The organism is Roseateles sp. YR242 (assembly GCF_900109745.1).
Taxonomy (GTDB): domain Bacteria; phylum Pseudomonadota; class Gammaproteobacteria; order Burkholderiales; family Burkholderiaceae_C; genus Roseateles.
The window spans coordinates 382,404-396,490 of record NZ_FOAV01000004.1; the positions used below are offsets into that span (position 1 = coordinate 382,404).

8 protein-coding genes and 6 tRNA genes are annotated in these 14,087 nt (G+C 63.3%); 13 read left to right on the forward strand and 1 reads right to left on the reverse strand.

All coding sequences use genetic code 11. From position 1 onward, the window contains the following. Positions 1–78 precede the first annotated feature (78 nt). The 13 genes from BMY53_RS11255 to BMY53_RS11315 all read left to right on the forward strand — a co-directional run bounded on the left by BMY53_RS11255 (position 79) and on the right by BMY53_RS11315 (position 12,962). Positions 79–1,266 carry an efflux RND transporter periplasmic adaptor subunit gene (locus BMY53_RS11255; protein ID WP_092946525.1) on the forward strand — a complete coding sequence of 396 codons (1,188 nt, stop codon included), beginning with the start codon at positions 79–81 and terminating at the stop codon, positions 1,264–1,266. A gap of 12 nt (positions 1,267–1,278) precedes the next feature. Further along, positions 1,279–4,407 (forward strand): efflux RND transporter permease subunit, encoded by a 3,129-nt coding sequence (locus BMY53_RS11260; RefSeq protein WP_092946527.1) that lies wholly within the window; start codon positions 1,279–1,281, stop codon positions 4,405–4,407. Positions 4,408–4,563: 156 nt separating this feature from the next. Beyond that, positions 4,564–4,650, forward strand: a tRNA-Leu gene (locus BMY53_RS11265). Between the two features lie 26 nt (positions 4,651–4,676). Then, on the forward strand, positions 4,677–5,987 hold the full coding sequence (gene tig / locus BMY53_RS11270; protein ID WP_092946529.1) for a trigger factor: 1,311 nt from the start codon (positions 4,677–4,679) through the stop codon (positions 5,985–5,987). Positions 5,988–6,208: 221 nt separating this feature from the next. Beyond that, positions 6,209–6,817: an ATP-dependent Clp endopeptidase proteolytic subunit ClpP gene (clpP, locus tag BMY53_RS11275; protein ID WP_092946531.1), complete on the forward strand. Its 609-nt coding sequence runs from the start codon at positions 6,209–6,211 to the stop codon at positions 6,815–6,817. 263 nt (positions 6,818–7,080) lie between these two features. Next, the gene (gene clpX, locus BMY53_RS11280) at positions 7,081–8,346 is read left to right on the forward strand and encodes an ATP-dependent Clp protease ATP-binding subunit ClpX (RefSeq protein ID WP_092946533.1); all 1,266 of its coding nucleotides are present in this window, start codon (positions 7,081–7,083) and stop codon (positions 8,344–8,346) included. Between the two features lie 125 nt (positions 8,347–8,471). Then, positions 8,472–10,901 carry an endopeptidase La gene (lon, locus tag BMY53_RS11285; RefSeq protein WP_092946535.1) on the forward strand — a complete coding sequence of 810 codons (2,430 nt, stop codon included), beginning with the start codon at positions 8,472–8,474 and terminating at the stop codon, positions 10,899–10,901. A 335-nt stretch (positions 10,902–11,236) separates the two neighbouring features. Next, positions 11,237–11,312: transfer RNA gene (locus BMY53_RS11290), tRNA-Gly, on the forward strand. A gap of 76 nt (positions 11,313–11,388) precedes the next feature. Continuing rightward, positions 11,389–11,462, forward strand: a tRNA-Cys gene (locus tag BMY53_RS11295). An 8-nt stretch (positions 11,463–11,470) separates the two neighbouring features. Further along, a tRNA-Gly gene (locus BMY53_RS11300) sits at positions 11,471–11,546 on the forward strand. Positions 11,547–11,619: 73 nt separating this feature from the next. Continuing rightward, a tRNA-Gly gene (locus BMY53_RS11305) sits at positions 11,620–11,695 on the forward strand. A 90-nt stretch (positions 11,696–11,785) separates the two neighbouring features. Continuing rightward, a tRNA-Leu gene (locus BMY53_RS11310) sits at positions 11,786–11,872 on the forward strand. A gap of 832 nt (positions 11,873–12,704) precedes the next feature. Then, on the forward strand, positions 12,705–12,962 hold the full coding sequence (locus tag BMY53_RS11315) for a hypothetical protein (RefSeq protein ID WP_143074029.1): 258 nt from the start codon (positions 12,705–12,707) through the stop codon (positions 12,960–12,962). 362 nt (positions 12,963–13,324) lie between these two features. Here BMY53_RS11315 and BMY53_RS11320 read toward each other — a convergent pair. Next, the coding region (locus BMY53_RS11320; RefSeq protein WP_143074030.1) for an IS3 family transposase at positions 13,325–14,087 on the reverse strand (763 nt) is incomplete at its 5' end.

A 14,087-nucleotide genomic window follows, 5' to 3' on the forward strand; every position in this document is an offset into this window, starting at 1 on the left:
ACATTACTGACCGCTCAGTCAGTTACTGGATTTGGCGGCTCGCACAGGGCCGCCTTCGCCTTCACGTCGAGGTGCTTCATGCCCCATCAGTCTCTTGTGTCTTCGGGATCGCGGCTGCTCAGCCGGGTATTGGTGTGTCTGCCGATCATTGCGCTGGTGGCGTGTGGCAAGCAGGAGCAGGCGCCCGAACCGGAGCGTTATGTCCGTACGCAGGTGTTGAGCGCGCAGTCCGCCGGCATGCAGCGTGAGTACGCGGCCGAGGTGCGGGCGCGGGTGGAGTCCCGACTGTCCTTCCGGGTGGCGGGCAAGCTGCTGGAGCGGCGTGTGGACCTGGGTTCGGTGGTCAAGCCCGGCCAGGTGCTGGCGCGGCTGGACAGCCAGGATCTGGTGCTGGCGCAGGAGGCTTCCAAGGCGGGTGTGCTGGCGGCCCGCGTGAACCGCGACCAGCTGGGCGCTGATTACAAGCGATATATCGATCTGCACAAGCAGGGTTTCATCAGCGCCGCCGAGCTGGACCGCCGAGATGCCGCGTTCAAGGCCGCCCAGGCCCAGTACGAACAGGCCCGCGCCCAGTCCGACGTTCAGCGCAACCAATCCCAATACGCCAGCCTCGTGGCGGATGTCGCAGGCGTGGTGACGAGTGTGGATGCCGAGCCCGGCATGGTGGTGGCCGCGGGCACCTCCATCGTCCGTGTGGCCAATGACGGACCGCGGGACATCGTGTTCTCGGTGCCGGAGGACCAGGTGCCCCTGGTGCGGGCAGCGGCGGCTCGACCGGGCGGCCTGAGTGTGCGCCTGTGGACCGATACCAAGGCGGCTCCGGTGCCCATCGAGCTGCGTGAGCTGGCCGCTTCGGCCGATCCGGTGACGCGCACCTTCCTGGCCAAGGCCGAGCTCAAGGGTTCTGACGTGCGGCTGGGCCAGACCGCTACCGTGGTGCTCACTGGCACGCAGTCCGACCAGGCTATCAAGCTGCCGCTCAGCGCGGTGGCGGAAATCCAGGGCCGCAGCTCGGTGCTGCTGCTCGACGACAAGACCATGACCGTGCAGCCCCGCCCCGTGCAGGTGGTGGGTGCGGAAGGCAATGAACTCATCGTGCAGGGCCTGACACCCGGGCTGGAGGTGGTGACGGCCGGGGCGCATGTGCTGACGCCGGGCCAGAAGGTCAAGCGGTTCCGGCCGCCGGGCCCGCCGGCCGAAGGCACCTCGCCTGCCACCTCGTCGGCCGCCGTGGCGTCGGCCCCTGGCGCTTCGGCGCAGCGCTGAGCGGAGCGGTCCATGAGCAACCCGAGCCGCGCCGGATTCAACCTCTCGCGCTGGGCGCTGGAGCATGCCCCGCTGACGCGCTACCTGATGGTGGTGCTGATGATGCTGGGCTTTGCCGCCTACTTCCAGTTGGGGCAGGACGAAGATCCGCCCTTCACCTTCCGCGCCATGGTGGTGCAGGCCTATTGGCCGGGCGCCACGCCGCAGCAGATGGCCGAGCAGGTGACCGACAAGATCGAGCGCACGCTGCAGGAAGTGCCGCATGCGGACAAGATTCGCAGCTACACCAAGCCTGGCGAATCACTGACCATCTTCCAGGTGAAGGACAGCACCTCGCCCGGTGAAGTGCCCAACCTCTGGTACACCGTCCGCAAGAAGATCGGCGACATGAAGGCCACACTGCCGCAAGGCGTGCTGGGGCCTTTTTTCAACGATGAGTTCGGTGACGTCTACGGCTCCATCTTCGCCCTCAACTCCGACGGCGGCTTCAACGTTGAGGAGCTGCGCCAGCAGGCCGAAGCCGTGCGCTCTGAACTGCTGCGCCTGCCCGATGTGGCGAAGGTGGACCTGTTCGGCGTGCAGGCGGAAAAGCTGTTTGTCGAGATTTCACAAAAGCGCCTGGTGGAACTGGGCCTGGACTTCAACCAGGTGGTGGCGCAGCTGAACGCCCAGAACGCGGTGGAAAGCGCCGGCGTGATGGAGGCGGGCTCCAGCAAGGTTGAGATCCGGGTGGAAGGCCAGCTCAATTCCGTGCAGGCACTCAACGAATTCCCCATCCGCGGCGTCAACACCACCACCGGCGCGGCCAGCAGCCTGCGCCTGGGTGACATCGCCACCGTGCGGCGCGGCTTCGTGGACCCGGCGTCCACCATGGTCCGCTACCAGGGTCATCAGGTGGTGGCGCTGGGGGTCTCGATGGGCAAGGGCGGCGACATCATCGCCCTGGGCAAGGCGTTGAAAACAGCCACCCAACGCATCCAGCAGACCCTGCCCGCCGGCATGTCCCTGGCGCAGGTGCAGGACCAGCCGCAGGCGGTGAAGACCTCCGTGGGCGAATTCGTGCACGTGCTGATCGAGGCCGTGGTGGTGGTGCTGGCGGTCAGCTTCATCGCCCTGGGCCTGCACACCAAGCCGCTGCGCATCGATGTGTGGCCGGGGCTGGTGGTGGGTATCACCATTCCGCTGGTGCTCGCGATCACCTTCGTGGTGATGCTCTACGCCGGGGTGGGGCTGCACAAGATCTCGCTGGGCTCGCTGATCATCGCGCTGGGCCTGCTGGTGGACGACGCCATCATTGCGGTGGAGATGATGGTGCGCAAGCTCGAAGAGGGCTACGACAAGATGCATGCGGCCACGTATGCGTACGACGTGACCGCCATGCCGATGCTGACCGGCACGCTGATCACGGCGGTGGGTTTCCTGCCCATCGGCCTGGCGAAGTCCACCGTCGGTGAATACACCTTCGCGATCTTTGCGGTGACGGCGGCGGCGCTGGTGATCTCCTGGCTGGTGTCGGTGTACTTCGTGCCCTACCTTGGCGCGTTGTTGCTCAAGACCCGCGCGGGCCACGAAGGCGAGGCGCATGAGGTGTTCGACACGCCGTTCTACACCCGCTTCCGCCGCGTGGTGGCCTGGTGCGTGTTCCACCGCTGGAAGACCATCGGCCTGACGGTGCTGGTGTTTGTGCTGGGCCTGGTCGGCATGGGCAAGGTGCAGCAGCAGTTCTTCCCGGACTCCAGCCGCCCCGAGATCCTGGTGGACCTGTGGTTGCCAGAAGGCGCCACCATCCAGGAGAGCAACGAAGTGGCCAAGCGCTTCGAGGCGCGCATGATCAAGGACCCGCTGGTGGGCAGCATCACCACCTGGGTGGGCTCGGGCGTGCCACGCTTTTACCTGCCGCTGGACCAGATCCTGCCCAACACCAATGTCAGCCAGGCCATCATCCTGCCGAAATCGCTGGCGGACCGGGAAGTGCTGCGCAAGCGCCTGCCGCAATTGCTCGCCCAGGAGTTTTCGGAGGTGCGCGGCCGTGTGAAGCTGCTGCCCAACGGGCCGCCGGTGCCGTATCCCGTGCAGTTCCGCATCGCCGGTGACGACCCCGCGCTGCTGCGCCAGGCGGCCGACCGTGCCAAGGAAGTGATGCGCGCCAACCCGAACATGCTGGGCGTGAACGACGACTGGAACGAAGCCATCAAGGTGCTCCACCTGGATGTGGACCAGGACAAGGCGCGCGCGCTGGGGGTGACCAGCCAGGGCATCTCGCAGGCAGTGCGCCTGCTGCTGACCGGCAACACGGTGGGCCAGTACCGCGAGGCGGACCGGCTCATCGACATCGTGCTGCGCCAGCCGGTGACCGAACGCGACACGCTGAGCAAGCTCGCCAATGCCTACGTGACCACCGCGTCGGGCCGGGCGGTGCCGCTGACGCAGGTGGCCAAGCCGCGCCTGAGCTGGGAGCCGGGGGTCATGCACCGTGAAGGCCGCCAGTACGCCATCACCGTCCAGGGGGACGTGGTGGAGGGCCTGCAGGGTGCCACCGTGACCGATCAGGTCTGGCCCAAGATCCACGAGATCCAGAAGGAACTGCCGCCGGGTTATGGCATCTCCATCGCTGGCGCGGTGGAGGAAAGCAGCAAGGGCACGGGCTCGATTGCGGCCGGTGTTCCGATCATGCTGTTCATCACCTTCACCTTGCTGATGCTCCAGCTGCACAGCTTCTCGCGCGCCATGCTGGCCTTCCTGACGGGTTTCCTGGGCATCGCGGGGGTGTCCGCAGCACTGCTGCTGCTGAACCGGCCGTTCGGTTTTGTGGCCCTGCTGGGGGTGATTGCGCTGATGGGCATGATCCAGCGCAACTCGGTGATCCTGATCGACCAGATCGAGCAGGACCGCGGACGAGGCGTGCCACCGGCACAGGCCATTGTGGAATCGGCGGTGCGCCGGCTGCGGCCGATCGCACTGACGGCGGCCGCGGCGGTGCTGGCCATGGTGCCGTTGTCCCGCAGCGTGTTCTGGGGCCCGATGGCGGTCGCCATCATGGGGGGGCTGATCGTGGCCACCGTGCTGACGCTGCTGGCGCTGCCGGCCATGTATGCGGCCTGGTTCCGGATCGAGCGCGATCCCTCCGTCGGGCGGGGATAACCCACCACGAGAGCGGGGTTCAGCGCCTTGTTAAGGGCTTACCCGCTCCCGGGGGCGCGGAAATGCCGCTTCTAGCGGCTACAATCGCCGGTTTTCCGAATCACATTCGAAATACCAAGAGGGCAGCCGCGGAGCTTGTGCTGCCCTTGTTACCCAGCGCGGGTGGCGAAATTGGTAGACGCACCAGGTTTAGGTCCTGACGCCTTCACGGGCGTGCCGGTTCGAGTCCGGCCCCGCGCACCACACTCCAACTGTTTTCCGAGTCCACTATGGCTGTCACCGTCGAAACTCTTGAAAAGCTCGAACGCCGCATCACGCTCACGCTGGCGGCCGCTGACATCAACAGCGAGGTCGAGGCCCGTCTGAAGAAGCTGTCCCGCACCGTCAAGGCCGACGGCTTCCGTCCCGGCAAGGTGCCGATGTCCTTCGTGGCCCAGCGCTACGGCGCGTCCGTGCAGTACGAAGTCGTCAACGACAAGCTGGGCCAGGCCTTCAGCCAGGCCGCCAATGAGGCCAAGCTGCGCGTGGCCGGCATGCCCCGCATCGAGCAGAAGGACGGCGCCGCCGAAGGCGACCTGGCCTTCGACGCCACCTTCGAGGTCTATCCCGAAGTGAAGCTGGGCGACCTGGCCGAAGCCAGTGTCGAGCGCGTCGCTGCCGAAGTGACCGAGGAAGCCATTGACAAGACTGTCGAGATCCTGCGCAAGCAGCGCCGCAGCTTCGCCCAACGTGGCGCCGCTGACGTGGCCGCCGACGGCGACCGCGTGACCATCGACTTCGAAGGCAAGATCGACGGCGAACCCTTCGCCGGCGGCAAGGCCGATGGCTTCCAGTTCCTGCTGGGCGAAGGCCAGATGCTCGAAGCCTTCGAAAAGGCCGTGCGCGGCATGAAGTCGGGCGAATCCAAGACCTTCCCGCTGGCCTTCCCCGAGGATTACCACGGCAAGGAAGTGGCCGGCAAGGAAGCCGACTTCCTGGTGACGGTCAAGAAGATCGAAGCCCAGCACCTGCCGGAAGTGAACGAAGCGTTCGCCAAGGCCCTGGGCATCAAGGAAGGCACCGTGGAGTCCCTGCGCGCCGACATCAAGAAGAATCTTGAGCGCGAAGTGAAGTTCCGCGTGCTGGCCCGCAACAAGGCTGCCGCCATGGACGCCCTGGTGGCCAAGGCTGAGCTGGATGTGCCCAAGGCGCTGATCGAAGGCGAAGCCGAGCGCATGGTCGGCAATGCCCGCGAAGACCTGAAGAAGCGTGGTGTGAAGGACGCCGACAAGGCCCCGATCCCCGCCGAACTGTTCAACGAACAAGCCGAGAAGCGCGTGCGTCTGGGTCTGGTCGTGGCCGAACTGGTGCGTTCGAACAACCTGCAAGCCAAGCCCGAGCAACTGCAGGCCCACATCGAGGAAATCTCGCAGAGCTACGAGAAGCCCGCTGAAGTGGTGCGCTGGTACCTGTCGGACCGCGAGCGCATGGCTGAAGTGGAAGCCGTCGTCATCGAAAACAACGTGACCGATTTCATCCTGGCCAAGGCCAAGGTGGAAGACAAGCAAGTCCCGTTTGATGAGCTGATGGCTGGCGCCTGATTCTCGCGGTCGGGGCTGTCCCGCACCGTCCCGCCGATGTCCCGACACAGGGCGCCGCGCCGCGAGGCCGGCGCCTTTGTTTTTCGGCGGGTCGCCCCCATGTGGGGAGATCCGAGGCCTGCGTCCGGGGCAGTCGCCAGGCTGAGCCCGGCAGGGGCATGCGTCGCGGGACATAATCAACCGCAGTCAACCCCATGACGCGAACCACAACAGAGGAATTCATGAGCGCTCTGGAAACTAGCAACCTGGGCATGGTGCCTATCGTCATCGAACAGTCGGGCCGCGGTGAGCGTGCGTACGACATCTATAGCCGCCTGCTGCGCGAGCGCATCGTGTTCCTGGTGGGCCCGGTCAATGACGCGGTCGCCAACCTCGTGGTGGCGCAGCTGCTGTTCCTGGAAAGCGAGAATCCGGACAAGGAGATCTCGCTCTACATCAACTCCCCGGGCGGCAGCGTGTCTGCGGGCATGTCCATCTACGACACCATGCAGTTCATCAAGCCGCAGGTGTCCACGCTGTGCATGGGCATGGCAGCCAGCATGGGTGCGTTCCTGCTGTCGGCGGGCGCCAAGGGCAAGCGTTTTTCGCTGCCCAACGCCAAGATCATGATCCACCAGCCGCTGGGCGGCGCCCAGGGTCAGGCCACGGACATCGAGATCCACGCCCGCGAGATCCTCAAGACCCGCGAGCAGCTCAATCGCATCCTGGCCGAGCGCACCGGCCAACCGCTGGAAAAAATTCAGGCGGACACCGAACGCGACTACTTCATGTCGGCCGCCGAGGCGCAGACCTACGGCCTGGTGGACCAGGTGATTGAAAAGCGCGGTTGATGGCCTTCGCTGAGATGCGAGTTTGATCGCATCGTGAACGGGTTCACTGACCCTGAAGCCGTTCTCCACGACGTTCATCGCGGGTGTCCGCGTCAGCGGGCGCCCGCAGTCCAGGACTTCACAGCGGTTTCGGCCCTGTCGGTTTCAATCAGCCGCCAGGACCGTAACTAAGCCACCTTAGGGGCTTTTATCCCTGCGAGGGCGGCCCTGGCAATTGAACTATCATCATTGCAGGCACAACGCCTGTATCTAGCAGCACTCCCATGGCCGAGAAAAAAGGCAACTCCAGCGAAAAAGTCTTGTATTGCTCCTTCTGCGGCAAGAGCCAGCACGAGGTCAAGAAGCTGATCGCGGGTCCGTCCGTGTTCATCTGCGATGAGTGCATCGAGCTGTGCAACGACATCATTCGCGATGAAGTGCCGGCCGAGGCCGCACCGGGTCGCGCGAGCAAGTCGGACCTGCCGGTCCCCATCGAGATCAAGACTACCCTGGACCAATACGTCATTGGCCAGGATGTGGCCAAACGTACGCTGTCCGTGGCGGTCTACAACCACTACAAGCGGTTGCGCCACGCGGCGGACACCAAGGACGGCGTCGAGCTGTCCAAGAGCAACATCTTGCTGATCGGCCCCACCGGCTCCGGCAAGACACTGCTGGCCCAGACGCTGGCGCGGGTGCTGAATGTCCCGTTTGTCATTGCCGATGCCACCACGCTCACGGAAGCGGGTTATGTCGGCGAGGACGTCGAGAACATCATCCAGAAGCTGCTGCAGAACTGCAATTACGACGTTGAACGCGCCCAGCGCGGCATCGTCTACATCGACGAGATCGACAAGATCAGCCGCAAGGCGGACAACCCGTCCATCACCCGTGATGTGTCCGGTGAAGGCGTGCAGCAGGCGCTGCTGAAGCTGGTCGAAGGCACGATGGCGTCGGTGCCCCCGCAGGGCGGCCGCAAGCACCCGAACCAGGACTTCCTGCAGATCGACACGACCAACATCCTGTTCATCTGCGGTGGCGCCTTTGACGGCCTGGAAAAGGTCATCGCCAACCGGTCCGAGAAGTCGGGTATCGGTTTTGGTGCATCGGTGAAGAGCAAGAGCGAGAAGAAGGTCGGTGAACTGTTCCGCGAAGTGGAACCGGGTGACCTGATCAAGTTTGGCCTTATTCCGGAGCTGGTCGGCCGTTTGCCGGTGATTGCCACCTTGGGTGAGCTGACGGAAGACGCGCTGGTCCAGATCCTGACCGAACCCCGCAATGCGCTGGTCAAGCAGTATCAGCAGCTGTTCTCGATGGATGGTGTGGAGCTGGAAGTGCGTCCGTCGGCGCTCAGCGCGGTGGCGCGCAAGGCACTGGCCCGCAAGACCGGGGCCCGTGGCCTGCGTTCCATCGTCGAGCACGCCCTGATCGACACCATGTTCGAGCTGCCGTCCCTGGATGGCGTCGCGAAGGTGGTCCTGGACGAGCACAACATCGACGAAGACTCCAAACCCTTGCTGGTCTACCGCGAAGCCAAGGCAAGCGCCTGATCCGGTGGCTGACAAGGGAAGTAGGGTTCCGCCCCTGTCAATGACACCTTGTGCATGACCTGCACGCTGTGCACCTTGTAATAGGCCCCTCGGGCCCAAGATGGGCTTGAGAAAGAGAGGTTTTCATGTCTGGTCATCCGATCCTCCCCGCGGAACCGATCACCCTCCCGCTGCTGCCGCTGCGGGATGTGGTGGTGTTCCCGCACATGGTGATCCCGCTGTTTGTGGGGCGCCCCAAGTCCATTAAGGCCCTCGAGGCCGCCATGGAAGCCGGGCGCCAGATCATGCTGGTGGCCCAGAAGGCCGCCGGCAAGGACGAGCCCAAGCCCGACGACATGTTCGACATGGGCTGCGTCTCCAGCATCCTTCAGATGCTGAAGCTGCCGGACGGCACCGTGAAGGTGCTGGTCGAAGGTCTGCAACGCGCCACCACGCAAGCCATCCACGACGGTGAAGAGCATTTCACCGCCGATGTGCTGCCCATCCCGCCCGAGGCGGACGAGCAGCCCGAGGTGGAAGCCCTGCGCCGCGCCGTGACGCAGCAGTTTGACCAATACGTCAAGCTCAACAAGAAGATCCCGCCGGAAATCCTGACGTCCATCGCCGGCATTGATGATGCTGGCCGCCTGGCCGACACCATCGCGGCGCATCTGCCGCTGAAGCTGGATGCCAAGCAGTCGGTGCTGGACCTGTCCGAAGTGGGCAAGCGGCTGGAAAAGCTGCTGGACCTGCTTGAGCATGAAGTCGACATCCTGCAGGTGGAAAAGCGCATCCGTGGCCGCGTCAAGCGCCAGATGGAGAAGAGCCAGCGCGAGTACTACCTGAACGAGCAGGTCAAGGCCATCCAGAAGGAACTGGGCGACGGCGAAGAAGGTGCCGACCTGGAAGAGCTGGAGAAGAAGATCCAGGCTGCCCGCATGCCCAAGGAGGCACGCAAGAAGGCCGAGGCCGAGCTGAAGAAGCTCAAGTTGATGTCGCCCATGTCCGCCGAGGCGACCGTGGTGCGCAACTACATCGACACCCTCGTCAACCTGCCCTGGGCCAAGAAGACCAAGATCAAGCATGACCTGGCCAATGCCGAGGCCGTGCTCAACGAGGACCACTACGGTCTGGACAAGGTCAAGGAACGCATTCTCGAGTACCTCGCGGTGCAACAGCGTGTGGACAAGGTGAAGGCGCCCATCCTGTGCCTGGTCGGCCCTCCGGGCGTCGGCAAGACCTCGCTGGGGCAGTCCGTGGCTCGTGCCACTGGCCGCAAGTTCGTTCGCATGGCCCTGGGTGGCGTGCGTGACGAGGCCGAGATCCGTGGCCACCGCCGCACCTACATTGGCTCGATGCCGGGCAAGGTGCTGCAGAGCTTGTCGAAGGTGGGGACGCGCAATCCGCTGTTCCTGCTGGACGAGATCGACAAGTTGGGCATGGACTTCCGGGGCGACCCATCCTCCGCGCTGCTGGAGGTGCTGGACCCTGAGCAGAACCACACCTTCGCGGACCATTACATCGAAGTCGATTACGACTTGTCCGATGTGATGTTCGTGGCGACCTCCAACTCGCTGAACATTCCGCCGGCACTTCTGGACCGGATGGAGGTGATTCGTCTGTCCGGTTACACGGAAGATGAGAAGGTCAACATCGCTCAGCGTTACCTGCTGCCCAAGCAGCGTGGCAACAACGGCGTGAAGGAAGAAGAGCTGGAAGTCACCGAAGCGGCCATCCGCGGCGTGATCCGCTACTACACCCGTGAGGCGGGTGTCCGTTCGCTCGAGCGTGAGATCTCCAAGATCTGCCGCAAGGTGGTCAAGGGCCTGCAGCTCAAGACCTACGTGGAACGCGTGGTGGTCGATGAGGACAACCTCAACGAGTTCCTCGGCGTGCGCAAGTACGACTTCGGTCGTGCCGAGAAGAAGAACCAGGTGGGCCAGGTGGTCGGTCTGGCGTGGACCGAAGTGGGCGGCGATCTGCTGACCATTGAAGCCACGTCCATGCCGGGCAAGGGCAACATCATTCGCACCGGCTCGCTGGGCGATGTGATGAAGGAATCGGTGGAAGCGGCGCGCACGGTGGTGCGTTCGCGGGCTCGCCGGCTGGGCATCAAGGATGAGGCCTTCGAGAAGCGCGACGTTCACATCCACGTGCCTGACGGCGCCACGCCCAAGGACGGCCCGAGCGCGGGCATTGCGATGACCACCGCCTTCGTGTCCGCACTGACCGGTATCCCGGTGCGTGCTGATGTCGCGATGACCGGTGAAATCACGCTGCGCGGCGAGGTGACGGCCATTGGCGGCCTGAAGGAAAAGCTGCTGGCGGCTCACCGTGGTGGCATCAAGACGGTGATGATTCCGGAAGAGAACGTCAAGGATTTGCAGGACATTCCGGAGAACGTGAAGAACCAGCTCGAGATCGTGCCGGTTCGCTGGATCGACCGGGTGCTGGAAGTGGCGCTGGAGACCTATCCGCAGGCGCTGCCTGAGGAGGAGGTCGCCGCAGCGCCGCCGCCCGCCGAAAAGGTGGCCGAGGCCAAGCCTGATGCGAGCACGGATTCGCTGAAGCACTGACCGCTTGCTGCGCTTGATCCCAAGGCCCACGATGCTCACGCGTCGTGGGCTTTTTTCATGCGGATCCGAGGCTCGTGTGCGGGGCTCGTGGGGCGGCGGCGGCTGCAGGCGCTGGACGGCTACGGAGCTGGGGTCTCATTGAGCGGGGCGATCAGTGAACGTTTGTGTGAGATCGGCGGCCAACTCTTGCGTAGCCCCAAAAAAACGGTCTATACTCTCGGCTTCAGCGCAAACGGTGTTGCAGACAAATCAACGGCAACGATTGATTTCATGCAGTCTGTAAAACGACAGCATGGCAAACAGGCAGTGCGTTGAAATTCAGCGAAAGCTGATATGCGGGAATAGCTCAGTTGGTAGAGCGCAACCTTGCCAAGGTTGAGGTCGCGAGTTCGAGCCTCGTTTCCCGCTCCAGGTTCTGAAAAGGATGGAAGCCTTGGCTTCCATTTTTTATCGGAGTCGAGGTCACCAAACTTCGATTTCGAGCAGGGGCGCGATAGCAAAGCGGTTATGCCCCGGATTGCAAATCCGGTTAGTCCGGTTCGACTCCGGATCGCGCCTCCAAAAATTCTGCGGGAATAGCTCAGTTGGTAGAGCGCAACCTTGCCAAGGTTGAGGTCGCGAGTTCGAGCCTCGTTTCCCGCTCCACTTCAGTGTTGAAGGTGGGGTTTGGTCAAGCCGTCGGGTTCACGCCCAGCGCGAGATCGGTTCCTCCTGCGATGCGGGAATAGCTCAGTTGGTAGAGCGCAACCTTGCCAAGGTTGAGGTCGCGAGTTCGAGCCTCGTTTCCCGCTCCAAATTCCAAAAAGGGAAGTCATCGCGACTTCCCTTTTTTCATTGTCTTCCGCATGGACAAGCCGCTGGATAATGGCGGCGAGCCTCTCAAGGCCTGGGTGGTGAAATCGGTAGCCACAGCAGACTTAAAATCTGCCGCTGTCATAGGCGTACGGGTTCGAGTCCCGTCCCAGGTACCAATGCGGTTTTCCGGCGCTTCCCAGTGAGTCCTGCTCACACCCCGTTTTCTTAGGAGAAACGGGCAATTTTCGGTTCGCTGACGCCTCCCGAGTCCTCTCTCGGGCTGCTGTATCCTTTCCATAATCCCGCACAGATCCCGCACATCCTCGGGAGCGGCCAAGCAGGGCATGGAATGGTGACAGATGGCGTATTTCAGAAAGCGTCCTAGCGGCAGATGGCGCGCTGAGGTAGAGCGAAACGGACAGCGAATCTCGCAAGGCGGCTTTCAGACCAAGGCGGAGGCAACAGCATGGTCACTGGGCCTAGAAGCAGACCTCTTGGCCGGGAAACAGGGCCAGTGGCCAAAAAAGAGCTTCGCGCAGGTCCTAGAGCGTTAGGAAAAAGAGGTGTCTACAAAAAAGGCCAGTGCCCTTTTCGAGCACCGGCGTTTCAACGCCTTGAAGAGAGACTACCCCGAGCTGGTGGCTAAGCGCTTCGTGGACGTGACCTCCGACGACTTGGCACGGTGGCGCGACAGTCGGCTGAAGCTGGTTAAGGAGTCCACGGTTCGGCGCGGGATCAACTCGCTCAGCAATGTGTGGACCATCGCCGCGAGGGAATCCTCCGGTTATAGACCGGGGGACAAACTGCTTATCGCAATCCCCGTCCCCGTCATTCATGGGGCGGCATACCTCAGATCTTCGCGGGCTCGATCAGGCCCTCGACGCCCTGCAGGTGACGGCACAAAACTTCGCCTTCCGCTAGATCAAGGATGCCAAAGCGCGTGCCACATATGTGCAGCGCATCGCGGAGACAGCTCGCATTATTCGCGCTGACGTGTTGGCGGGGAAGATGACCGCAGCGGAAGGTGAAGCTTTCGCCGTCCAGGCGCGAAATGTGATCATGGAGGAAATTCGTGCCATCACTTCCGCGATTGGTAAGGCAGGGGCGGAGGCGATGAAGGGCCAGGGCTTGACGTTGGAAATGGCCCTTGATAAAGCGGTGAAGAAGCTTTTCCCCGGGAAGAGTTTTGCAGAGCTGTCTGCGACCCAGAAGCGTCAGGTGTTGTCGAGATCGTTGAGGCGTCGGGCCGATCCAGCCCGAAAGTGACTGGACAAAAGGAGGGTGCAACCCTCCTTGGAGGAGCGTTGGGCGGCGCGGCCGCAACGGCGTCTGCAGGTCTCATTTGCGGACCAGGGGCTCCGGTCTGCGTCACAGCTCTTTTTATCGTTGGGGGCATCGTCGGTGCCATCTCCGCCAGTGCTGCGGCTGACCTGGTGCTTGACCAACGGGAAGTCGTCAACTGGCTGGGTGAGTAATTCGCATGAACCACACTGATTCCTCGGCAGACCGAGCTGCACAACTGGCCATCTCTCGCTTGTTCCTGGACACGGAGCTGGATGATCTTGATCTAAAGGCGATCGCACGAGATCTTCGGGCTGACCTGCTCGGGAATTCCGAGACAGTAATTCCTAGAAGACGGCGGGTTGCAGGTTTTGATGGAGTTGCTGCTTGAACTCCATCGGGGTCAAGTATTGCAGACTGCTGTGCGGCCTCACCTCGTTGTAGTGCTGACGCCAGGACTCGATGACGACCTTGGCCTCGCGGCGCGAGCGGAACCATTCGACGGACAGGCACTCGTCGCGGAACTTGCCGTTGAAGCTCTCGTCGGCGCCGTTCTGCCAGGGCTTGCCAGGATCGTTAAGCACGGTCGCGATGCCTGCGCCGGCGATCCATTCCAGAATCGCCAGGCTGACGAACTCCGGCCCGTTGTCCGAGCGCATGAACAGCAGAGCACCGTGCACGCTCACCAGCCGCGACAGCACCTCGATCACCCGCTTGGAGCGGATGGAGCCGGCCACGTCGATGGCTAGGCACTCGCGGGTGTACTCGTCGATGACGGTCAGGCACTTGAGCTGCTGGCCGGTGGCTGTCGTGTCAAAGACGAAGTCATAGGCCCAGACCATGTTGGCCTTGAAGGGCGAGTGCACGCGCGGCCGCTTGGACGCAATCCGCCTGCGCGAACGCTTCCTGGGCACCAGCAGGCCCGCCTGGCGACACAACCGATGCGTGCGCGACCAGCTCAGCTCGAAGCCGCGTCGGCGCAGGAAGATGCGGATGCGCCGGTAGCCGTAGCGGGGGTACTGGGCCGACAACTCCCTCATCGCCTCGACCACCGGCGCATCCTTGGCCGGCAGGCTGGGCTTATAGCTGGGTGTGGCTCGCGACATGCCG

Bases quoted from the DNA above. Each gene is read 5' to 3' on its own strand.
- lon (WP_092946535.1), top strand. From the start codon at position 8,472: ATGTCTGGTCATCCGATCCTCCCCGCGGAACCGATCACCCTCCCGCTG.
- BMY53_RS11315 (WP_143074029.1), top strand. From the start codon at position 12,705: ATGACCGCAGCGGAAGGTGAAGCTTTCGCCGTCCAGGCGCGAAATGTG.
- BMY53_RS11260 (WP_092946527.1), top strand. From the start codon at position 1,279: ATGAGCAACCCGAGCCGCGCCGGATTCAACCTCTCGCGCTGGGCGCTG.
- tig (WP_092946529.1), top strand. From the start codon at position 4,677: ATGGCTGTCACCGTCGAAACTCTTGAAAAGCTCGAACGCCGCATCACG.
- clpX (WP_092946533.1), top strand. From the start codon at position 7,081: ATGGCCGAGAAAAAAGGCAACTCCAGCGAAAAAGTCTTGTATTGCTCC.
- BMY53_RS11255 (WP_092946525.1), top strand. From the start codon at position 79: ATGCCCCATCAGTCTCTTGTGTCTTCGGGATCGCGGCTGCTCAGCCGG.
- clpP (WP_092946531.1), top strand. From the start codon at position 6,209: ATGAGCGCTCTGGAAACTAGCAACCTGGGCATGGTGCCTATCGTCATC.